Origin of the sequence: Klebsiella pneumoniae (assembly GCF_000742135.1) — a bacterium.
Taxonomy (GTDB): Bacteria; Pseudomonadota; Gammaproteobacteria; order Enterobacterales; family Enterobacteriaceae; genus Klebsiella; species Klebsiella pneumoniae.
Genome location: NZ_KN046818.1, coordinates 3,120,695 through 3,142,573, shown reverse-complemented (window position 1 = coordinate 3,142,573; position 21,879 = coordinate 3,120,695). Strand labels below are relative to the sequence as shown.

General features: G+C 54.6%; 26 protein-coding genes. 10 read left to right on the top strand and 16 right to left on the bottom strand.

Features of this window, described 5'->3' with window-relative positions; genetic code table 11:
- Window positions 1–5: 5 nt before the first annotated feature.
- From mreD to DR88_RS0126195, 5 genes are all read right to left on the bottom strand, one after another.
- Complete coding sequence (mreD, locus tag DR88_RS10795) at window positions 6–494, bottom strand: rod shape-determining protein MreD (RefSeq protein WP_002918648.1); 489 nt, start codon at window positions 492–494, stop codon at window positions 6–8.
- A complete protein-coding gene (gene mreC / locus DR88_RS10800) occupies window positions 494–1,486 on the bottom strand; it encodes a rod shape-determining protein MreC (RefSeq protein ID WP_004149974.1) in 993 nt (330 codons plus the stop codon). The genes mreD and mreC overlap by 1 nt, the downstream gene beginning before the upstream one ends.
- Before the next feature lie 70 nt (window positions 1,487–1,556).
- Entirely contained in the window at window positions 1,557–2,600 is a 1,044-nt protein-coding gene (gene mreB, locus DR88_RS10805) for a rod shape-determining protein MreB (RefSeq protein WP_002918653.1), read from the bottom strand.
- A 305-nt stretch (window positions 2,601–2,905) separates the two neighbouring features.
- Window positions 2,906–4,846 (bottom strand): RNase E specificity factor CsrD, encoded by a 1,941-nt coding sequence (gene csrD / locus DR88_RS10810; protein ID WP_002918686.1) that lies wholly within the window; start codon window positions 4,844–4,846, stop codon window positions 2,906–2,908.
- Between the two features lie 79 nt (window positions 4,847–4,925).
- The gene (locus DR88_RS0126195; RefSeq protein ID WP_004144963.1) at window positions 4,926–5,117 is read right to left on the bottom strand and encodes a hypothetical protein; all 192 of its coding nucleotides are present in this window, start codon (window positions 5,115–5,117) and stop codon (window positions 4,926–4,928) included.
- A gap of 228 nt (window positions 5,118–5,345) precedes the next feature.
- Between DR88_RS0126195 and msrP the strand changes: the two genes are divergently transcribed.
- From msrP to fis, 10 genes are all read left to right on the top strand, one after another.
- A complete protein-coding gene (gene msrP, locus DR88_RS10815; RefSeq protein WP_002918688.1) occupies window positions 5,346–6,347 on the top strand; it encodes a protein-methionine-sulfoxide reductase catalytic subunit MsrP in 1,002 nt (333 codons plus the stop codon).
- Window positions 6,347–6,955: a protein-methionine-sulfoxide reductase heme-binding subunit MsrQ gene (gene msrQ, locus DR88_RS10820; protein ID WP_004185869.1), complete on the top strand. Its 609-nt coding sequence runs from the start codon at window positions 6,347–6,349 to the stop codon at window positions 6,953–6,955. Before msrP ends, msrQ begins: the two co-directional genes overlap by 1 nt.
- Before the next feature lie 223 nt (window positions 6,956–7,178).
- On the top strand, window positions 7,179–7,631 hold the full coding sequence (aroQ, locus tag DR88_RS10825; RefSeq protein WP_004174104.1) for a type II 3-dehydroquinate dehydratase: 453 nt from the start codon (window positions 7,179–7,181) through the stop codon (window positions 7,629–7,631).
- A 22-nt stretch (window positions 7,632–7,653) separates the two neighbouring features.
- Window positions 7,654–8,121 (top strand): acetyl-CoA carboxylase biotin carboxyl carrier protein, encoded by a 468-nt coding sequence (gene accB, locus DR88_RS10830; RefSeq protein WP_025861195.1) that lies wholly within the window; start codon window positions 7,654–7,656, stop codon window positions 8,119–8,121.
- Between the two features lie 10 nt (window positions 8,122–8,131).
- The gene (gene accC / locus DR88_RS10835; RefSeq protein WP_004149979.1) at window positions 8,132–9,481 is read left to right on the top strand and encodes an acetyl-CoA carboxylase biotin carboxylase subunit; all 1,350 of its coding nucleotides are present in this window, start codon (window positions 8,132–8,134) and stop codon (window positions 9,479–9,481) included.
- 110 nt (window positions 9,482–9,591) lie between these two features.
- The gene (locus tag DR88_RS10840; protein WP_002918740.1) at window positions 9,592–9,834 is read left to right on the top strand and encodes a YhdT family protein; all 243 of its coding nucleotides are present in this window, start codon (window positions 9,592–9,594) and stop codon (window positions 9,832–9,834) included.
- Window positions 9,824–11,275, top strand: coding sequence for a sodium/pantothenate symporter (panF, locus tag DR88_RS10845; protein WP_004188394.1), 1,452 nt, complete (start codon window positions 9,824–9,826; stop codon window positions 11,273–11,275). Before DR88_RS10840 ends, panF begins: the two co-directional genes overlap by 11 nt.
- 11 nt (window positions 11,276–11,286) lie before the next feature.
- Window positions 11,287–12,168: a 50S ribosomal protein L11 methyltransferase gene (gene prmA / locus DR88_RS10850; RefSeq protein ID WP_002918745.1), complete on the top strand. Its 882-nt coding sequence runs from the start codon at window positions 11,287–11,289 to the stop codon at window positions 12,166–12,168.
- A gap of 357 nt (window positions 12,169–12,525) precedes the next feature.
- The gene (gene dusB, locus DR88_RS10855; protein ID WP_004144972.1) at window positions 12,526–13,491 is read left to right on the top strand and encodes a tRNA dihydrouridine synthase DusB; all 966 of its coding nucleotides are present in this window, start codon (window positions 12,526–12,528) and stop codon (window positions 13,489–13,491) included.
- Between the two features lie 24 nt (window positions 13,492–13,515).
- Window positions 13,516–13,812 (top strand): DNA-binding transcriptional regulator Fis, encoded by a 297-nt coding sequence (gene fis, locus DR88_RS10860; protein WP_000462905.1) that lies wholly within the window; start codon window positions 13,516–13,518, stop codon window positions 13,810–13,812.
- 151 nt (window positions 13,813–13,963) lie between these two features.
- Here the strand turns inward: fis and DR88_RS31510 are convergent, their stop codons facing one another.
- The 11 genes from DR88_RS31510 to DR88_RS10910 form a co-directional block, all read right to left on the bottom strand.
- A complete protein-coding gene (locus DR88_RS31510) occupies window positions 13,964–14,152 on the bottom strand; it encodes a hypothetical protein (RefSeq protein WP_032443939.1) in 189 nt (62 codons plus the stop codon).
- A 49-nt stretch (window positions 14,153–14,201) separates the two neighbouring features.
- Window positions 14,202–14,411, bottom strand: coding sequence for a hypothetical protein (locus tag DR88_RS10865; RefSeq protein WP_128972062.1), 210 nt, complete (start codon window positions 14,409–14,411; stop codon window positions 14,202–14,204).
- 5 nt (window positions 14,412–14,416) lie between these two features.
- Window positions 14,417–16,714, bottom strand: coding sequence for a hypothetical protein (locus tag DR88_RS10870; protein ID WP_004149985.1), 2,298 nt, complete (start codon window positions 16,712–16,714; stop codon window positions 14,417–14,419).
- Window positions 16,715–16,725: 11 nt separating this feature from the next.
- The gene (locus tag DR88_RS10875) at window positions 16,726–18,387 is read right to left on the bottom strand and encodes a terminase large subunit (RefSeq protein ID WP_004149986.1); all 1,662 of its coding nucleotides are present in this window, start codon (window positions 18,385–18,387) and stop codon (window positions 16,726–16,728) included.
- Complete coding sequence (locus DR88_RS10880; RefSeq protein ID WP_025861187.1) at window positions 18,371–18,727, bottom strand: phage terminase small subunit P27 family; 357 nt, start codon at window positions 18,725–18,727, stop codon at window positions 18,371–18,373. Before DR88_RS10880 ends, DR88_RS10875 begins: the two co-directional genes overlap by 17 nt.
- A gap of 128 nt (window positions 18,728–18,855) precedes the next feature.
- Entirely contained in the window at window positions 18,856–19,008 is a 153-nt protein-coding gene (locus tag DR88_RS30875; protein ID WP_004150957.1) for a hypothetical protein, read from the bottom strand.
- Complete coding sequence (locus DR88_RS10890) at window positions 19,001–19,444, bottom strand: HNH endonuclease signature motif containing protein (RefSeq protein ID WP_032435108.1); 444 nt, start codon at window positions 19,442–19,444, stop codon at window positions 19,001–19,003. The genes DR88_RS30875 and DR88_RS10890 overlap by 8 nt, the downstream gene beginning before the upstream one ends.
- On the bottom strand, window positions 19,444–19,737 hold the full coding sequence (locus DR88_RS10895; RefSeq protein ID WP_025861186.1) for a head-tail connector protein: 294 nt from the start codon (window positions 19,735–19,737) through the stop codon (window positions 19,444–19,446). Before DR88_RS10895 ends, DR88_RS10890 begins: the two co-directional genes overlap by 1 nt.
- The gene (locus DR88_RS10900; protein ID WP_025861185.1) at window positions 19,730–20,071 is read right to left on the bottom strand and encodes a phage head closure protein; all 342 of its coding nucleotides are present in this window, start codon (window positions 20,069–20,071) and stop codon (window positions 19,730–19,732) included. The genes DR88_RS10895 and DR88_RS10900 overlap by 8 nt, the downstream gene beginning before the upstream one ends.
- The gene (locus DR88_RS10905) at window positions 20,068–21,303 is read right to left on the bottom strand and encodes a phage portal protein (protein ID WP_004149988.1); all 1,236 of its coding nucleotides are present in this window, start codon (window positions 21,301–21,303) and stop codon (window positions 20,068–20,070) included. The genes DR88_RS10900 and DR88_RS10905 overlap by 4 nt, the downstream gene beginning before the upstream one ends.
- A 1-nt stretch (window position 21,304) precedes the next feature.
- On the bottom strand, window positions 21,305–21,865 hold the full coding sequence (locus tag DR88_RS10910; protein ID WP_025861183.1) for an HK97 family phage prohead protease: 561 nt from the start codon (window positions 21,863–21,865) through the stop codon (window positions 21,305–21,307).
- Between the last annotated feature and the right edge of the window lie 14 nt (window positions 21,866–21,879).

Genomic DNA, 21,879 nt, shown 5'->3' with positions numbered 1-21,879 from the left:
CAACCTTATTGCACTGCAAATTGCTGACGCACTTTACGCATCAGCAGGAAGAGCCATGGCCAGAGGATGCCGTTTACTACACTACTCCAGAATACTTCCGGACGGAAAGAGACGTTGATCACTAAAAACTCTGCCCAGAAAACAATGATATCCACGGCCAGGGATAACAGCATTACCACCAGCGCCTGTTGCCACAGCGCCAGGTTACGGAACAGCTGATACTTCAGCGCGACCAGATAGGCGACGATGCTTAAAGACAGCGCGCGAACGCCGAGCGTTGAACCGCTGATGAGATCAAGAATAGCCCCCATCACGAAACCCGTCCCCACGTTTACCCGGTGCGGCAACGCGAGGATCCAGTACAGCAGGATCAATAATACCCAGTTGGGCCGGAAAACGCTGATGTCCGCCGGCCAGGGCATAATTTGCAGCAATAGCGCGATAAGAAACGAGAGCCAGATAACCCAGCGTCCCTGGCTACGGTAACTTGCCACTATTGCCCCCCTGCAGGCTGCGACGGCTGAGGCGGCGTCAACCCGGTGGCGGGCGCCGGCATCTGCGGCCCCATCGCATCCGGCGCAGGCAGTACCTGCGGCATCATCTGCATCAGACGTTCGTTAGCCACCCGATGAACCTCTTCCGGGGTCATCGGGTTAGCGCCATTACGATCGGCGCCCCACAGCAGCAACAGATAGCGCAAGCGCTGCAGCCCGGCCGTCGGACGCGCCTGAATCACGGTATAGGCGCGCTGGGTGTCCAGTTTCACCGAGGAGACTACCCCGACCGGATACCCTTCAGGGAAACGACCGCCGAGACCGGAGGTCACCAGCACGTCGCCGACGCGAATATCGGTATTCGCCGGCAGATGCTCAAGCTGGAGATCGTCCGTGCAGCCGTTACCGGCGGCAATGACGCGAATGTCGTTACGCAGAACCTGGATCGGCAGCGCATGAGTGGCATCGCAGATCAGCAGCACCCGGCTGGTCATTTTCGCCACGGCCACGACCTGCCCCACGACGCCTTTATCGCTGATAACCGGCTGGCCTTCATAGACGCCGTTCACGCTGCCTTTGTCAATAACCACCTGATCGCTGTAAGGGTCGTTGACCGTTGAGATGACCTGCGTCACCATTTTTTGCTCGTCCTGGCGCAGCGGCGAGCCAAGCAGTTCACGCAGGCGCGCGTTCTCCTGCTTGTACTGGCCCAGCATCAGCAGATCGCTGTTTTTCAGCAACAGCTCCTGGCGCAGCGCGCGGTTTTCCAGTTCGAGCTGGTCGCGGGTAGCTAGCGTCTGCGATACGCTGTCGAGCAGTTCCCGGGGACCATTAGAGACAAAGTAGAAAGGGCTGACGGCTGTATCCATGTACGTTCTGATTTGACTGAACGTACCCAGGCGGCTGTCGGCGATAATCACGCCAAGCGCCACCAGCACCGCCAGAATAAGGCGAATCTGTAGCGAGGGGCCACGGCTAAAAATTGGCTTCATAGGCTATGCGTATTCTCGTGTCAGTAAAGACCAGGGGCAGCTCGTATGCCGCCCCGGACCTTCAGGCTGACTACTCTTCGCTAAACAGGTCGCCGCCGTGCATGTCGATCATCTCCAGCGCCTTGCCGCCGCCACGCGCTACGCAGGTCAGCGGATCTTCAGCAACCACGACTGGAATACCGGTTTCTTCCATTAACAGACGGTCCAGGTTGCGCAGCAGCGCACCACCGCCGGTGAGAACCATCCCGCGTTCAGAGATATCAGACGCCAGTTCCGGCGGGCACTGCTCAAGGGCAACCATGACCGCACTCACGATGCCGGTCAGAGGCTCCTGCAGCGCTTCAAGAATTTCGTTTGAGTTCAGGGTGAAGCCGCGTGGCACGCCTTCCGCCAGGTTACGACCGCGCACTTCAATTTCGCGCACTTCATCGCCCGGGTAAGCCGAACCGATTTCATGCTTGATACGTTCAGCGGTCGCTTCACCGATCAGGGAGCCGTAGTTACGACGCACGTAATTGATAACGGCTTCGTCGAAGCGGTCACCGCCGATACGTACAGAAGAGGAATAGACCACGCCGTTCAGGGAGATAACCGCCACCTCAGTGGTACCGCCACCGATATCCACCACCATGGAGCCGGTCGCTTCAGAAACCGGTAAGCCTGCGCCAATCGCTGCCGCCATCGGCTCTTCGATCAGGAAGACTTCACGGGCGCCTGCGCCCTGCGCGGATTCACGAATAGCGCGACGTTCGACCTGGGTTGCGCCAACCGGTACACACACCAGCACGCGCGGGCTCGGGCGCATAAAGCTGTTGCTGTGCACTTGTTTGATAAAGTGCTGCAGCATCTTTTCCGTCACGAAGAAGTCAGCGATAACGCCGTCCTTCATCGGGCGAATCGCCGCGATATTACCCGGGGTACGGCCGAGCATCTGCTTCGCCTCATGACCCACGGCGGCGACGCTTTTCGGCGATCCGGCACGATCCTGACGAATGGCCACCACGGAAGGCTCATTCAATACGATGCCTTGTCCTTTTACGTAAATAAGGGTATTCGCGGTACCCAGGTCAATGGACAGGTCATTGGAAAACATGCCACGAAATTTTTTTAACATACTAAGGGATAATCCTGAAAGCTGGGGCGGAAAACAAAATCCGCTTACTTTACCAACCACACGCAGCAGCGACAAGGCGCAAAAATCACCTGCTGCGGTGAAAATTAGTGCAGTTCATTTCCTTTGTTACAAATTTTCCCGACTCCGTTCATTGCTGAAATCTTCAGCAGCGCTCCACGCCTGAATTTGTAACCTGTCAAAGGAGGGTCACTGGCATTTACATTGCGATGATCCGGCAGGTAGACAAGCACACCCCCTTCACGATGGCGCGCGTTATTCTACGTGAAATCACGCTAAACGGCAGATCAAACCGAGTATCTTTGCGAATATTTTTTCACATTTGTGTCAAGTGGCTGTGAGGCGGCAAAAAATTCCCCCTGCCCGCCCGTGACACCGCATTGGGACAGTACCAACCACTCGCTGCGGCTGCGTACGCCCGTCGCAAAAACTTGCATAGGCATGCCTTTACAGGCTTCCACCAGGCTTTGCACCAGCAGTTGGTTCTCGCTGCGCTTTTCGATGTTGCGCGCCAGACCCGGATGCAGTTTGATCAGCTCCGCATCCAGCTGCTTGATCCAGCTGGTTCCAACCAGGGTTAACCCCGCCTGAACCACTGCCACCCGAACGCCCAGAGCGTTAACCAATCGCATAACCGGCTGCAGACGGCCGATATATTGACAAACATCTGCCTCTGCAAGTTCAAAAATAATCCGCTGACGCTGCGATTTTTCACACTGCATCAAGGCATCGCGCAGCCAGCGCTGGAAACGAGGACGGATCAGCGACTCCACCGACAGCTGGAGCGCCAGATTTTCCTCGGGCCAGAAGCCTAAAAACGGCAGCAGGCGCGTTACCTGCAGGCGGTCATACTCCTCCGCCAGGCCAAACTGCAGCACCATCGGCATGTATTCCGCTGCAATCACCTCTTCTTTACCGTCGTACATCCGCGACATCAGTTCACGATGATGTACCCGCCCGTCGCGGGTGACAGCAGGTTTTTGGTACAACCGCGGCCCGCCGCGGCTCAGCATCTGTTCGATCAGCGTTCGCCAGCGAACGTTGCCACGACCTTTCTCCGGAAGGGTGTCATCATAGACCGACCAGCTGTTGCTGCCCTGCAGCACCGCGTTGCGCGTCGCCGCTTCCGCATGTTCCATCACCTGCGCCGCCGATTGCCCGCTGCGGAAAGAACAGATGCCGATATGCATCATATCGTCGCGATCGAGGATACGCGTTGGAGGCAGCGCATCCATCGCCTTCAGCAACAGGCCGGCGATACTATCCGCCTCTTTCAACGTACGGTGCGGCAGCAGCACGGCGAAGTCGCTACGGTGATAGCGCGCCAACAGCGCGCCGGGGTAACGCATAATAAAGGTAGAGAGCAGGTTGATAAGCGTAAAGTAATGTTCTTCGGCCGCCGCCCGTCCCCAGTTGTCCCGTAGCAGATCAAACTCCGGCAGACGGATCATCATCACGATGCCGTAGGCTCCCACCTTCTCCTGGTCTTCCAGCAGCGTGGCCAGCTGATTGTCAAAAAACAGGCGGTTATTCAGTCCGGTTTTCGAATCCTGCGCCGCGTAGGAGCGAATAAGCGTATCCATCCGGCTGCGCTGATCGCTGGCGAACTGCAGCTCCGACAGCAGCATATCCAGCGCGCTACTGGTGCTGGCCGGCCATTCATAGACCGACCCGCGCACCTGCGGCCCGCGCTCGCCGCTCAGGATACGCGTGGAACGCAGCTCCAGCAGCTCCTGGCCGGCCAGCTGGCGGCGGATCCAGCGGACGGCGAAGAAAATAATTACCACCATGAAGCCAATGGAGATCGACAGCGGGGCAGTGATCGACAGCGAACGGAAATAGTTCACCATCGGGTCAACGTAGACCAGATGCAGCGTAATACCAGGATGTTTAAGCGACTGAACCGTGATCTCACGGAATTGCTCATGGCTGCCGAGCGGGCGATAGCTATCGGGTCGGGAATGGCTGTAGAGCGGTTTGCCGTTGAGCATGAAATCGATATGCACGATCTCGATCGGCGTCATCAGCTCATCCAACTGCGGTTCAAGCTTATCGAAAGAGGTGGTGATGAGCCGGTTATCCAGCATGGTCGCCACCGCCTGAACGCGGTTTTCGACCTTGTTCTCAATGCCGTTATAAAAACTCAGCGAAGCGCCAATCAGCGTGACAAAGATGGTCAGGCTAGTTAGCAGCGTAATAAAGGCTGAGAACTTCGTCGTTAATCGCATCCCTGTGTTAACTCCGCGAGTGAATGACTACCCGATGAACCATCAGGCTCCCGTGCCGGCGCGCACCTTGCCGCAAGCATTAACCTTTTAAAGCGCGACGCATACTATCAAAGATGGCGAGTCTGGCAATGGAATGCGTATTATCGGTAAAAGTATGCCGATAGCGAGTATAGTTTGCAGAAAAAATTTGCCAATCGTCGCCCGCCTGCGGCCTGCGCCAGAAGCGCTTTAATTTTAGACGCAGGATGACAAACCCGCGCCGGCGGCGCAAATTATTACCGCTATACCGTCTGGCCAGCTTACCGCCCCCTTTTCCCTGCTAAAGATGCCGGGTCATGCGCGGCAAAGGAAACGTCTTGCGCCACTTTCCGATGATTCCTGGACGACCGCGCCTCTGCTTCGGCGGCGGCTCCTCATCCTAATGTGCAATTTTTCGTGACATATTCGCCATTCATCGCCGTCTCCGTCATGCTTAGGAAAACGCATGACGGAGGACACCATGAAAAGAAAAAAACTGACGGAAGCCGACGTCACGGCCGAATCCGTTTTTATGCTCAAGCGGCGCCAGATGCTGAAAATGCTGGGCATCAGCGCGACCGCGCTTTCCCTTCCCGCCGCCGCGCAGGCCGACCTGCTGGACTGGTTTAAAGGCCACGACCGCCCACCAGCGCCAGCGGGCAAGGCCCTGGAGTTTGCTAAACCCGCCGAGTGGCAGGCTAATCTGACGCTTACCCCGGAAGATAAGGTCGCCGGTTACAATAATTTTTATGAATTCGGCCTCGATAAAGCCGATCCGGCGGCGAACGCGGGTAGCCTGCGCACCGATCCCTGGACGCTCACCATCGGTGGCGAAGTGGCGAAACCTCTGACCCTTGACCATGACGATCTGACCAAACGCTTCCCGCTGGAAGAGCGCATTTATCGTATGCGCTGTGTGGAAGCCTGGTCGATGGTGGTCCCCTGGGTCGGCTTCCCGCTGCATAAACTGCTGGCGCTGGTGGAGCCCACCAGCAGCGCGCGCTATGTGGCCTTCAAAACCCTCTATGCTCCGGATCAAATGCCCGGCCAGAAAGACCGGTTTATCGGCGGGGGGCTCGCTTACCCTTACGTGGAGGGGCTACGGCTGGATGAAGCGATGCACCCGCTGACGCTACTCACCGTCGGGGTGTATGGCAAAGCGCTGCCGCCGCAAAACGGCGCGCCGGTCCGCCTGACCGTGCCGTGGAAGTACGGTTTTAAAGGCATAAAATCCATTGTTAGTATCGAGCTGACCCGCGAGCGGCCGCCAACCACCTGGAACCTGGCGGCGCCGGACGAATACGGCTTCTTCGCCAACGTCAATCCGCACGTCGATCACCCCCGCTGGTCACAGGCTAGCGAGCGGTTTATCGGCGCCGGCGGCGTGCTCGATGTGAAGCGTCAACCGACGTTGCTGTTTAATGGCTATGCCGACGAAGTGGCGTCGCTGTATCGCGGCATGAATCTGCGGGAGAACTTCTAGTGCGTTTCACCGTCAAACAGATCGTCTGGCTGAAGGTTTTACTTCACCTTGCGGGGTTTTTGCCGCTGGTCTGGTTATTCTGGGCCGGGCACCAGGGCTACTTTAGCGCCGATCCAGCCAAGGATATCCAGCACTTTACCGGCAGAATGGCGCTTAAGTTTCTGCTGGCGACGCTGCTGGTCTCTCCGCTGGCGCGCTATGCGAAGCAGCCATTATTGATTCGCGTTCGTCGGCTGTTAGGTTTATGGTGTTTTGCCTGGGCGACGCTGCACCTGACCAGCTATACCCTACTGGAGCTGGGCATTAACAATCTGGCGCTGCTGGGCTCGGAGATTATCACCCGCCCCTATCTGACATTGGGCATGATCAGCTGGGCGATTCTGCTGGCGCTGGCGGTGACCTCCACGCAAGCGATGCAGCGAAAACTGGGGCGTCGCTGGCAACTTTTACACAACTTCGTCTATCTGGTGGCGATCCTCGCGCCGATACACTACCTGTGGTCAGTGAAGATCGTCTCGCCGCAGCCCGTTATATATGCCCTGCTGGCAGCGGGGCTATTGACATGGCGTTACAAGAAGTTCCGCCAGTGGTGGCGCGCAATCCGGTAATGTGCAGTTTCCCGCAGATCCTTTATCAACCGCGACTCTTTTTCAGATAGCGGTTGATAATCTTCCCTGATAAGACCAGTATTTAGCTGCCAATTGCTACGAAATCGTTATAATGTGCGACTTTGGTTTTCCTGACGGGGTTTTCTGACCCTGAAAAGGTGACAAGGGCGCATTGAAGGTATATGTTGTTTTTTACCCGAAAATGGCAGGAGATCGCCACACAATGGCAGTGAAGTTTCACATTTTGCTTTTGAATGGTCCAAACATTAACATGCTCGGTACCCGCGAGCCTGAGAAGTATGGCCCTCTCACGCTGGCTGAAATTGTTAACCGTTTAACATCTGAAGCGGCGGCGCTGAATGTGAGTCTGGATCACCTGCAGTCCAACGCGGAGCATGCGTTAATCGACCGAATTCATCAGGCTAAAGACAACGTGGACTATATCCTGATTAATCCGGCCGCGTTCACGCATACCAGCGTAGCAATCCGTGACGCTTTGCTCGCCGTGAACATCCCGTTTATCGAGATTCACCTGAGCAATGTGCATGCACGCGAACCCTTCCGCCAGCACTCGTATCTGTCAGATGTCGCCGCTGGCGTCATTTGCGGGCTGGGGGCGGATGGTTATTCATACGCTTTACAGACGGCGGTAAAACGCCTGTCACAATCACACTAAACAAAGAGTACGGAACCCACTCATGGATATTCGTAAGATTAAAAAACTGATCGAGCTGGTTGAAGAATCAGGTATCTCCGAACTGGAAATTTCTGAAGGCGAAGAGTCTGTTCGCATCAGCCGCTCTGCACCGGCCGCAAGCTATCCGGTTATGCAGCAGGCTTATGCTGCGCCGATGATGCAGCCTCAGGCGCCTGCCGCCGCGACTGCCGCACCAGCTGCTGCGGCTGAAGCGCCGGCGAAAGCGGAAATCAGTGGTCACATCGTACGTTCCCCGATGGTTGGTACTTTCTATCGTACGCCGAGCCCGGACGCGAAAGCGTTTGTGGAAGTTGGCCAGAAAGTTAACGTGGGCGAGACCCTGTGCATCGTCGAAGCGATGAAAATGATGAACCAGATCGAAGCCGACAAAGCCGGCGTGGTGAAAGCCATTCTGATCGAAAGCGGCCAACCGGTAGAATTCGACGAGCCGCTGGTAGTTATCGAGTAACGAGGCGAACATGCTGGATAAAATTGTCATCGCTAACCGTGGCGAGATCGCACTGCGCATCCTGCGTGCCTGTAAAGAACTGGGCATCAAGACTGTCGCTGTGCACTCCACTGCGGATCGCGATCTAAAACACGTATTGTTAGCGGATGAGACGGTCTGCATCGGTCCGGCTCCGTCCGTAAAAAGCTATCTGAACATTCCGGCCATTATCAGCGCCACTGAGATCACTGGCGCGGTAGCGATTCACCCGGGTTATGGCTTCCTCTCTGAGAACGCTAATTTTGCTGAGCAGGTTGAGCGTTCCGGTTTCATCTTCATCGGCCCGAAAGCCGACACTATCCGCCTGATGGGCGACAAAGTGTCCGCCATCACCGCCATGAAGAAAGCTGGCGTTCCGACCGTTCCAGGTTCTGATGGCCCGCTGGGCGACGACATGGACGCTAACCGCGCCCATGCCAAACGCATCGGCTATCCGGTGATCATCAAAGCCTCCGGCGGCGGCGGCGGTCGCGGTATGCGCGTTGTACGTAGCGACGCTGAACTGGCGCAATCCATCTCCATGACCAAAGCGGAAGCCAAAGCGGCTTTCAACAACGACATGGTCTACATGGAGAAATACCTGGAAAACCCACGCCACATTGAAATTCAGGTGCTGGCGGATGGTCAGGGTAACGCGATCTATCTGGCTGAACGCGACTGCTCCATGCAGCGCCGTCATCAGAAAGTGGTCGAAGAAGCGCCGGCGCCGGGCATCACCCCGGAACTGCGTCGCTACATCGGCGAGCGTTGCGCGAAAGCCTGTGTGGATATCGGCTACCGCGGGGCGGGTACCTTTGAGTTCCTGTTCGAAAACGGCGAGTTCTACTTCATTGAAATGAACACCCGTATCCAGGTAGAGCATCCGGTAACTGAAATGATCACCGGCGTTGACCTGATCAAAGAGCAGCTGCGTATCGCAGCCGGCCAGCCGCTGTCCATCAAGCAGGATGAAGTGGTAGTTCGCGGCCATGCGGTGGAATGCCGTATCAACGCCGAAGACCCGAACACCTTCCTGCCGAGCCCGGGCAAAATCACCCGTTTCCACGCGCCGGGTGGCTTTGGCGTGCGCTGGGAGTCACATATTTACGCCGGTTACACCGTACCGCCGTACTATGACTCCATGATCGGTAAACTGATCTGCTACGGCGAAAGCCGTGACGTGGCGATTGCCCGCATGAAGAATGCGCTGCAGGAGCTGATCATCGATGGCATCAAAACCAACGTCGATCTGCAGATGCGCATTATGAGCGACGAGAATTTCCAGCATGGTGGCACCAATATCCACTATCTGGAGAAAAAACTCGGCTTGCAGGAAAAATAATTCTGCTCTCTCAGCAAAAGGCCGGGTAAACCGGCCTTTTTTCTTTTTCTCTCTCCTCATCTATACCATGCGGTACAATCCCCGCTTTCTTCATCCTCAAGGGACAAAAAATGGACAAACGCTTTGTTCAGGCCCACAAAGAAGCGCGCTGGGCGCTGTGGCTGACCCTTCTCTACCTTGCCGCCTGGCTGGCCGCCGCCTATCTGCCGGGGGTGGCTATTGGCTTTACCGGCCTGCCACACTGGTTTGAAATGGCCTGCCTGCTGGTACCGCTGCTGTTCATTCTGCTGTGCTGGGCGATGGTCAAACTGATTTTCCGCGATATTTCTCTGGAGGACGATGATGCAGTTTGAGGTCATTATTCCCCTGATCGCCTACCTGGTGGTGGTGTTCGGTTTATCCCTCTACGCCATGAGAAAACGCGCCTCAGGTAGCTTTCTTAATGAGTACTTTCTCGGCAGCCGCTCGATGGGCGGCTTCGTGCTGGCCATGACGCTAACCGCCACCTATATCAGCGCCAGCTCATTTATCGGCGGACCCGGCGCCGCCTATAAATACGGCCTGGGCTGGGTGCTGCTGGCGATGATCCAGCTCCCCGCCATCTGGCTGTCGCTGGGCGTGCTGGGGAAAAAATTCGCCATCCTTGCGCGTCGCTATAATGCTGTCACCCTCAATGACATGCTGTTTGCGCGCTATCAGAGCCGCCTGCTGGTCTGGCTGGCCAGCCTGAGTCTGCTGGTGGCCTTTGTCGGCGCCATGACCGTCCAGTTTATCGGCGGCGCCCGCCTGCTGGAGACGGCTGCCGGTATTCCTTACGATACCGGCCTGCTGATCTTCGGGGTCAGCATCGCGCTGTATACCGCCTATGGCGGCTTTCGCGCCAGCGTGCTCAACGACACGATGCAGGGCATGGTAATGCTGATCGGCACGATCGTGCTGCTGGTAGGCGTGATCCACGCCGCCGGGGGGGTTGGCCATGCGGTAGAGACGCTGCAGTCGATCGACGTCAAGCTGGTGTCCCCGCAGGGCGCGGAAGATATCCTCTCGCCAACCTTTATGGCCTCGTTTTGGGTGCTGGTCTGCTTCGGCGTTATTGGTCTGCCACATACCGCAGTGCGCTGTATCTCCTACAAAGACAGCAAAGCCGTGCATCGCGGCATCATTATCGGCACCATCGTGGTGGCGATCCTGATGTTTGGCATGCATCTGGCTGGGGCATTAGGCCGGGCGGTGATCCCCGATTTAACCGTGCCGGATCTGGTGATCCCGACGCTGATGGTTAAAGTGCTTCCGCCCTTTGCCGCCGGGATCTTCCTTGCCGCGCCGATGGCGGCGATTATGTCGACGATCAATGCCCAACTTCTGCAAAGTTCCGCTACGATCATCAAAGATCTGTACCTGAACTGGCGGCCGGATCAGGCGACTAACGAAAAGCGGCTTAAACGCATGTCCGCCGGCATCACGCTCCTGCTGGGGGTCTTGTTGCTGCTCGCGGCCTGGCGGCCGCCGGAGATGATAATCTGGCTGAACCTGCTGGCTTTCGGCGGCCTGGAAGCCGTCTTCCTGTGGCCGCTGGTGCTGGGCCTTTACTGGGAACGCGCCAACGCGGCTGGCGCGCTGAGCGCGATGATCGTAGGCGGCGTCCTGTATGCCGTACTGGCCACGCTGAAAGTGCAGTTTCTGGGCTTTCACCCGATCGTTCCCGCGCTGCTGCTGAGTTTGCTGGCGTTTGTGGCGGGGAACCGTTTCGGTCGTCCCGCCCCACAGTCCCCCATTTTGACTACTGATAAATAAAGAGTTTTGCTATGCCATGGATCCAACTGAAACTAAATACCACCGGCGCGAACGCTGAAGATCTTAGCGATGCGCTGATGGAGGCCGGATCGGTCTCGATCACCTTCCAGGATACGCACGATACGCCGGTATTTGAGCCATTGCCCGGGGAAACCCGCCTGTGGGGGGATACCGACGTAATCGGCCTGTTCGATGCTGAAACCGATATGAAAGCGGTCGTTGCCCAACTGGAGCAGCATCCGCTGCTGGGCGCCGGGTTCGCGCATAAGATCGAGCAGCTGGAAGATAAAGACTGGGAACGGGAATGGATGGATAACTTCCACCCCATGCGCTTCGGGGAGCGGCTATGGATCTGCCCAAGCTGGCGCGATGTTCCGGATGAAAATGCCGTCAACGTGATGCTCGATCCGGGTCTGGCCTTTGGCACCGGTACGCATCCGACGACATCCCTGTGCCTGCAGTGGCTGGATGGGCTCGACCTCAACGGAAAAACGGTGATTGATTTCGGCTGCGGCTCCGGCATCCTGGCGATTGCCGCACTGAAGCTGGGGGCGGCAAAAGCAATCGGGATTGATATCGACCCGCAGGCTATTCAGGCCAGTCGTGATAACGCGCAGCGTAACGGCGTTTCTGAACGCCTGGAGCTTTATCTTCCTCAGGACCAACCGGAGTCGATGAAAGCCGACGTGGTGGTCGCGAATATCCTGGCAGGCCCGCTGCGTGAGCTGGCGCCATTAATCAGCGTCCTGCCCGTTTCAGGCGGTTTGCTGGGGCTTTCCGGCATCCTTGCCAGCCAGGCGGAGAGCGTCTGTGAAGCCTATGCCGATCTCTTCGCCCTTGACCCGGTGGTCGAGAAGGAAGAGTGGTGCCGGATTACCGGCCGGAAAAACTAAGCGCGATGCGGCCTACGGGCCGCATTTTTGTTTCCAGTAGCCACCAAATAATGCCAGGAAATGAGAGGCAGATCGCACTACAGAGGACTTTTTTGGCTACAAAAACAGCGTTTTATATCGCCATGCGGCCAGTTTATCCAAGAAAAATCGAGAAGTTTTATGATTTTATAAATGGACACAAATTATCCATCATCCATTAAATCAATGATTAATATAAGTATTTATTCATCCCTTTTACGCTAGTCCCGGATTCATTGATCTGCAACAGAGGATTGCTCAAAGTTTGGCCTTTCATCTCGTGCAAAAAATGCGTAATATACGCCGCCTTGCAGTCACAGTATGGTCATTTCTTAACTCATGCGCATCGGACACCACCAGCTCAGAAATCGCCTGATCGCAGCGCCCATGGCTGGCATTACTGACAGACCATTCCGGACGCTGTGCTACGAGATGGGAGCGGGTTTAACCGTTTCCGAGATGATGTCTTCTAACCCACAGGTGTGGGAGAGCGACAAGTCCCGTTTACGGATGGTGCATATCGATGAGCCCGGTATTCGTACCGTGCAAATCGCCGGTAGCGTGCCGGAAGAGATGGCTGCCGCCGCGCGGATTAACGTGGAAAGCGGCGCCCAGATTATTGATATCAATATGGGATGCCCGGCGAAAAAGGTGAATCGCAAGCTTGCAGGTTCAGCCCTCTTGCAGTACCCCGACCAGGTGAAGTCGATCCTGACGGCGGTCGTTAACGCGGTGGACGTTCCTGTGACTCTCAAGATTCGCACCGGTTGGGAACCGGAACACCGTAACTGCGTAGAGATTGCCCAACTGGCCGAAGAGTGTGGCATTCAGGCTCTGACTATTCACGGACGCACCCGCGCCTGTTTGTTTAACGGAGACGCTGAGTACGACAGTATTCGGGCAGTTAAGCAGAAAGTTTCCATTCCGATTATCGCGAATGGCGACATTACTGACCCGCTTAAAGCCAGAGCTGTGCTCGACTATACAGGGGCTGATGCCCTGATGATAGGCCGTGCAGCTCAGGGAAGACCCTGGATCTTTCGGGAAATCCAGCATTATCTGGACACTGGAGAGCTGCTGCCCCCGCTGCCGCTGGCAGAGGTGAAGCGCTTGCTTTGTGCGCACGTTCGGGAGTTGCATGACTTTTATGGTCAGGCAAAAGGGTACCGAATCGCGCGTAAACACGTCTCCTGGTATCTTCAGGAACATGCTCCAGATGACCAGTTTCGGCGCACATTCAACGCCATTGAGGATGCCAGCGAACAGCTGGAGGCGTTGGAGGCATACTTCGAAAATTTTGCGTAATAGAAATAAAGAGCTGACAGAACTATGTTCGAACAACGCGTAAATTCTGACGTACTGACCGTTTCTACCGTTAACTCTCAGGATCAGGTAACTCAAAAGCCCCTGCGTGACTCGGTTAAACAGGCACTGAAGAACTATTTTGCTCAACTGAACGGTCAGGATGTGAATGACCTGTATGAGCTGGTACTGGCTGAAGTTGAACAGCCCCTGTTGGACATGGTGATGCAATACACCCGTGGTAACCAGACCCGCGCTGCTCTGATGATGGGCATCAACCGCGGTACGCTGCGTAAAAAACTGAAAAAATACGGCATGAACTGATACCAATCAGTTAAATGCTTGTTTAAAAAGGCGCTCTTCGGCATGGGGAAGCGCCTTTTTTATTAGTGTTTATACATATGTTTATACACGTTGGCTCGCACAAATAAAAAAGCACCAGAACATAGTCCAGTGCTTTGATTGGTTGGGTTCATCACCTTGGCCTTTCCGGCTTTCTCCATTGATACGGTTCGGCATCCATCCTTTGCCGGTGGCGTTCTTTCGCAGCCAAGCAAGTGGCAACGCGATTACGCACCATAAGACGATCTCGCCCGTTAAGATCATGCCCCTGCAATTTTGCTGCACTGATAATGGCAGACTCTAAAGCTTCTCTTTTTAACATGCAGCACCTCAGTTGGTAGTGTGGCCCCCGATTGAGGGCCATAACCTTGTCAGTGGACTACTTGCCAGTTTTTCATCTGCATAGAGATCGCCTGAATCGCAGTTTGAATGATAAGCTCAGAAGACAGGCCGGTTAACGTTGACTGACGTTCGGCCTCTTTCTGCGTACTTTCTGCCAGAATTTTTGCCCCTTCAATTTTCATCGCGTGGGCAATATGACCCGGCATCATCTCGTAAAATAAACTTTCAAGTTCTGTCATCTTCATCACCCTATTTTTCTGCCTGAATTAGTTTTCGTCATCAGAGCCTTGTGCAAATCACCCTGACCAGTAATTACTGAATTGACCGCCTTTTGATACCCCATCTTGGCACCGTCAGCGGCCGCTTTCTTCATCATGGCTATCTGAGCATCAGAAGGATCGCCATTAACGTTAAAATTAAATTCCTGGGAAATCTGATTACCAGAAGTGGATTGCTGGGCGACACGGTTAAGGGTCGCATCCAGTTTCGCGCTGGTATTCGCCGTGACTACGCGTTCGCCCTTCTGGAGAAGCCATGTTCCGGTTTCTGGAACAGCATCAATACCATCGTGAGCCATACCCACGGCCGCAATGTTCGACACAATACCGGCTGTAGAAGCGGCTACGCTGGCCATCGCTGCAAGGTTGTACGGGAAAGGGTTTGCAGCCGCCATCGCGATCCCCTGCTGGATAGCGATAACAGACTGAGCAATAGCCGCGGCTTTCTGAACTGCAAACGCGGCTTTGTATACTCCTGATTGCTCACCAAAAGCTGTACGGGTCAAATCCACCATAGAACCAAGCCCATCGACAACACTGCTCAACATCAGCTGATTACGGGCTTCATCGAGCTTATTCATTTCATCCTGGTGTTTTTTCTTCAGTTCAAGCTCTCTGGCATCCCACTCATCATTAAGGTCAGAACGTGCCTGACGGTTCTGTTCCAGCAAATCGAGCTGATTCTGATACCATTTTTCCTGTTCTTTCTGTGCGTCATCAACTTTTCTTAACTCTCCAGATTGACCGCCAAACATCGGATCAAGACCACTAAATTTAGGCATATCTGTAAATGAATCTTTCGATATGGCTTCTGCTGCTTTTTTATATTCATCAGGGCTGATCCCCTTCATTCCCTGAATATCTTTTAATATTTCAAAACGTTCTCTCGTCGTTTTAAGTAATTTTTCTTCTGGAGTTAATAACTCATCCTGCAAATCTCGAAATTTTGACAACGCGTTATATTTATCAACTTCTGAGGCCAAGCCCTCAAGCCTGATTTGCTGTTCTTTATTTATCCCAACCAGACGACCAGATACTAAATCGAAATGTAGTTTTTCTACTTCAGTGGCGTCTTTGGTTTTCCCGGTTAGCTGATCCACCAGCGCAATTTGCTTTAAATATGACTGTTCTACGGCTTTATAGGCACTTTCAAGTTTTTTTGCCTCAGCATCAGGCTTTTGAGTTTGTTTCTGATTGCTCTGCCCGGGGAGCAGGTTATTATTTATTGGCAACTCAGAGTTTGAAGATGGTTTAGTTATTCCCCCTAAATCTGATTGAAGCGTATCTGCTATTGCTCCTAATCTCTGATTTTTTTCAAACTCGTACCAGCCACCCGCCTTAAACCTGTCAGGCACTTCAAATATATGGCTGAGAAAATTAGCAGATTCAGAACTTAGCTTACCCATCCAGCCAACAAGTTCCGCCATCCCTCCGACCAGCTTTGCCAGACCTGACAGAACAGCAGGATCGGTAAACACATCCCGGATATCATCAAGTCCATCCTGAATCGGTGAGAGGTCTACTTTAGCCAGGCCACTGGCAATCTCGATCTTTAACCCCTGTGCACTGCTCTCAATATCCTGGAAAAACTGATTAACCTTAACCAGGTTATCAATATCCTCCTGGGGCGGAGCGACACCAAAATCTTTTGACAGCTGGATAAACTGCTTCAGCTTCTCGTTATTGTTGTCGAACAACGGCAGCATTTTTGACAGGTCATTCCCCAGGCTTTCGAGGATATTAGTTTTCCCGGCCTGAGAGGGGATTTTTTGCAATGCCGAGCTGATAGCCAGTAACTGCTTATCAGGGGATTGCTGGGCCAGTTTCTCAGCTGAAAGCCCGAGAGTATCCAGAGCCTGAGCAGCCTCACCTGACTTGTTCAGGACAGCATCGCCGACTTTATCGTTAATATCCTTGAAGATGTCAGCAATATTATCCCCGGTCAACCCTGCTTTCTCAGCAGCAAACTGCCATGAAAGCAAATCCTGAGTAGACATTTTTAGCGATTTAGCCCAGCGATCAGTTTCAGTGATCTGCTCTGAGGTATTTTTTACCAGTGCAATACCAGCGGCACTAACACCGATAGCCGCCGCTGCTGCGGCTGTGCCAACAGCAGCAAGGGCTGAACCCACGGCTGCGGCATCTTTTTTAACGTTATCCCGCCATTTTTGTGATGAACGTTCGGCTTTATCCATACCCTGGACAAAACCGCCGGTTCTGGCGATCAGGTCAATGGTGAGAGTGCCTAATGATTTACCTGCCATAATCTTTCTCCTTACACCCCGTCAAAATGACTGAGGCGATCTTTGTGGCTTTCGCTCATATCAAATGCAAAATCCTCATGCTCAGCCTGGAATGTGCCGAACGCCATTAACGCAGCCACTGCCGGATCAATCTTGTTGGAGGATTTCTTCTTGTTGGGCTTGATATTGGCGTTGGCGTCGGACTCCATCACCACGTTACCAATCGCCCAGGCCAGTACCGGATCGCCGCGATGGCGCACCACCTTGCGGTTAACGAACACTTCAAACGATTTCGCTACCGGGCTGAATTTAAGATAGGTTTGCTGGAACGGCTCTACCTCAAGGCCCGCCCCCTGTAGTTGGGTACGCAGATGCGTGGCGTTCCACGTATCGAAGCCCACCAGACGGATATTGAATGTTTCGGCATCGCGCAGAATATCGTCGCGGATGCGGTCATAATCGATGCAGTCGCCGGGAGTGGTACGAATCCAGCCTGCTTTCACCCACTGGCGGTAAATGGCGCGGTTTTTATTGGAAACATTATTAAGTGTCGCTTCCGGCAGATAGTGCCTTGTCAGTAACCTAATCTCCCTGTCGAACGGAAAAGCGTAATTTACACTGGTGATATCGCTGGTTGAGGACAAGTCCAGACCTGCATAACATTCCATTCCGGCCAGCTCGCTTTCTTCATAGTCGAGTTTGCAGGCGTCCCAGGCCCCCGCGCCCATCCACGGTGTGGAACCCTGACACCAGATATTGAAACGTTTGGTCAGCATCTCCACCCATTGCGACGGGATGCCCCGTGCTTTCTGGATAGTGGCCTCCAGTTTTGCCGCATCAACGGAGATATCCAGATTCGGGTTAGCCTTGATCCACATTTCAGGCTGATCAACCTCGCTTTCGTCGTCCAGTTCGTAAATCAGAACAAACAGCGAATCGTTGCTCTCTTCCCCGGCCAGAATCTGACAGCAGTAGTCGTAATGCTGCTTGCAGGCAGAAACAACGTTACTCCCGGCGGTGGTGATGGCGAATAAAACCGCTTCAGGACGTGCCCCCATACCCAGCTCAAGTGCGGAGTAAACGCCGTTATCCGGGTGAAGGTGGTACTCATCGACAATAGCCAGGCTGGGATTCGTCCCCTCGATGGTGGCCGCTTTCGCCGCCAGCGGCTTTAACAGGCTGTTATTCTTCGGGAAAATCATTTTATGAGCCTGAATATTCACGCGCTTTTTCAGCGGTTTTGACAGCAGGCACATCTGACGGGCATCGTCGAACACGATACGAGCCTGATCCCGGCTCACCGCCGCCGTGTAAATGTCTTGCTGGCCCTGCTCCATCACCAGAAACCAGTTAGCCAGCATTGCAGCTACGGTGGATTTGGCATTCTTACGCGGCACCTCGATAAAGGCGCTGCTGTACTTCCTGCGCCCCGTAGCACTGACCTTAAAGCCCAGCAGGTTAGCAAAGGCGAACTGCTGCCACGGCTCCAGCATGATAGGCTGACCGCGCAACGGCCCTTTGACGTGAGGACAAAGCCGGGAGAACGCAATAAACCGCTCTACGGTCGCTGTATCGAACACGTAACGGGGGTCATTCAGGTCTGAAAAGTACCTTTCGACGGCCTGTTTTACCCGCTTACAGGCCGGAATTTCGCCCGATTTTATGGCGATGGCGTAATCATTCCATGCGGTCAAGTTCGTCTTCCTCTTCAGTTTCAGGCGGGTTGCGGCGACGGCTTACCGGATCAAAGCCCAGCAGAGACGACATTTTTATGAGAATTTTTTCGGCATCAGCCTTTGCGCTCAGGGCCGGGTTGCGACTCTCACCACCCTGGCTGTTCACAATGCTGAATCCCCGCGCGGCAAGGTCCTTCACGGCTTTGCGGTACATCGAGTAGTTGACGCAATAAAGCTCAAGGTTGTTCCAGTCGGCAGGCGTCAGATCACCGCGTTCCGCCAGTTGCTTCGCCTTTGCTTTCCACTGCTGCGCCGCGATTTCATCAAGGTAAGCGGGCGGTTTGGGTGGTCTTGCCATAACTTACTGTTTTCCTTTTCGTTTTATTTTCAAAAAAATCACCGTGCGAAAAAATTTGAGGGGGCGGGTGGTGCCTGGCGCCCTCGTGTTCGTCCTGAAAACCTCCCCCACCCCATCGGTGCGGCCTGTCAGCGGTTGCGGAAGCATTCCCGCAACTCCCGGTCACGCTCACTCATGCGCTGCACAGGCTGGCGCTCATCGCGTCTGGTGCGGGTCTGCATGAAGCCATCACGGCATCGGGCCAGCGACTGATACAGATTCACCACGTCTTTCTCATTCATGATCAACCTCATACATCCAGTTATTGCGCTGTGCTGCCCGCTCTTCCTGCTCGTGGTACATCCCCGCTTTGCGATTGGCTTTGGTGATAGGGTCTTGCTGTGTGGTCTTCTGGTTATGATGCGTCTGGCATAACGGCTGGTGATTCCACTCAGGCCAGAACAGAACATCATCACCGCCGTCGATAGGGATGATGTGATCGACAATCTTTGCAGGAACGAAGAGGCCCTGCTTCTGGCACTCAGCGCACAGGGGATAGCGTTTTAGATACTGGGCGCGATACTTCTCCCATGCTGCTGAGTAACCACGGGCGCGACGGTGGCCGCGTCTGGCATCCTGTGCCCGCCACACCTCCCGTTTATGCTCATCGCATTTACCAGACTTCACGCGCTTGTTGCATCCCGGCTCAGTGCAACGGCGTAAGGGTTGCCACGGCATCAGTACACCCCCACGTCACGATAGACAGACCACAGCGCTGAGACAGCAAGAGGAACCTCTTTCGCCTCCACATCGCTAATCATCGTGCGGTACTCGTACAACTGAGAGACGTACATCAGGCAACCGATTTTGATAGCCGGGGTAAGCTCCAGCCCACTATCAAACCGCTTGCCGATATGTTTCTGGCAAACCTCCAGAGCCGCATCGATGTAAGCCTGAATGAGCAAATCTTCATCATCGCCATCAATACGGCAGTGAAGTTTTGCTTCAGCAAGTTCAATAGTTTCAGCCACTGGTCAGCCCTCCGGTGCACATAATTTCAAGGCGGGTACGATCTGCATCAGGCAGAACAGCTTTGATGTCGTAGATGGTTACAGGCATTCCTTTTTCTGTGCAGGTCAGTCTGTTTTTGGTGGTAACGCCTTTGCGATAGCGAATCCAGATTCTGACTGTCATCTCTGACTGTTCAGCCTGGGCGGCTACAAGCTCCCGCCCGCTTACGCTGTCTATCTCCCCCCAAACGGTGGCAACATCGCGCCATTCTTTAGTGACTGACCCCGTGTTCGGGTCCTGGTGACTGACGAACTGCTGAATAGTGACGCGGCGTTTCATCTTTCCGGCTTTCATTCGTCACCATCCTTATTGCCCTTGCTCACAGTGACTTCCTGCTTCCATGCCTGGCTGAACTCGTCACCGCCTTCACGCGGTGCCATGCCCTCACGCTCGCGAGCCTCGTTAGGATTCATGATCCCGTTCTTGATGCCGCGCTCATAGGTTGCGTAGCGTTCGGTAGGAGTAGCGCGGAGAAGGTCAGCGGAATCAAATTCCACCTGATAACGAATACCCGGCACAGGAGAAGCCACCAGCAGCGCGGATTTAATCTGCTGCTCGAAGTTCGCCAGCCACGGGCGCATAGTCATGGTGAGAAAAGCGCGGCTTGCCTCGCTGAAGTTGCTGTAGGTGCTGTTGCTGTATTCCTGCAGGAAGATGGGCGACACGTTGAACATGCGGGCAATATCTTCAATGGTGAAACGGCGGGAGGCCAGCCACTCGGCATCCTGATTGCTCATGCCAAGCTGTTTGTAGTCCATCCCCCCTTCAAGGATCGGCGTTTTCCCGGCATTCCTTGCACCTTTGTAGCGCTCCAGCGCCTCAAGTGCACTTTTCCCTTTAACGCTATCCAGCCATTCTTTAGCCGTAATGACGCCCGCCGCCATCATGCCATCTTTCATAATGCTGGCACCGTGGCGCTGTTGGGCCAGACCTAACCCCAGCGCCTCCCGGCAAATGGTGATCGGCGAGCGCCCCAGAAAACCGTCATCGGTGGAATAACGCAGGTGCAGAATCTCTTCCTGCAAATAGGTACGTACAGCCCCGGTAAACGGCTCAGTGATGGTGTATTTGTACTTATGCTCGCCGATACGCTCAGGAACAACCGCCCCCGGCGCATACGGATGCAGGGATTGTGGCTGGCCGTCGCGGCCCCACTGGATCACCGCATAGGCGTTACCGTTCAGCAGACAGTGGCGCATCATCGTGCGCTTGAACTGGTAAGGCGTCTGGCAAATATTCGGCTGCTCATTCAGCAGAAAATCCACCGGGTGATTGCTCAGCCATTCCCGCGCCTCACGCCCGTTATCGTTGCGCACGCGGTAGAGGTAGCAGGGCATTGTTGCCACCGCCTCACTGATAACTGATACGGCGTTCATTACCGCCGGCAGAGATTCCGCAGTACCCGCAGACACATACTCGCCTGATCCGGTATTTGGAATCCCTGCCATCGCCAGAAATTCATCAATGGTCATGCTGCGCTGCTCAGAGGGTTCAGACTTACGGCCAAACGGCCAGATATTCCACATATCAGAGCCCCGCTAATTCAGCCCAGCGGCGACGGTTATCGCCAGCGCGGCGCAGTTCAGGATGTTGGGAGAAAAGCGAACGGTGCGCGATTTCCACGCCGGATTCAGGGTAAGCAGGCATGGAAGTAACGGTGATTTCCCGTAGTTCGGCAGCGGTCACTGTTCGCAGGTACGGGGATTGCGCAATATCCCAGGACTCTTTCAGCGCACGGAAACCAAAGCTCATACCTGAAAGATCGCCACGTTCCACCAGCGCCAGCACATCATTACCAAGCTGAGTATTCGGCGGCGTCAGCTCAAAGCGCAGCCCGGTATCATCTTCTGACAGCACCAGCGTGCCAGATTTGGTACGTCCCAGCAGTTGGGTATAGTTATGCTCATACAACGCCCGCACATCGCTACCGGATGCCAGGCTGTCTTTAAACGCTCCCGGCGCGAACTGTTCCCTGAATTCATCCCAGATGATTTCTGACAGACTGTTCCAGCGCACGGCATAGCCCACCAGCTTCTTATCAGTAGCGGTCAGTTCAGAGGTGCGGATTTCAAAATCTATTGTTTTCATTATTGGACTCCACA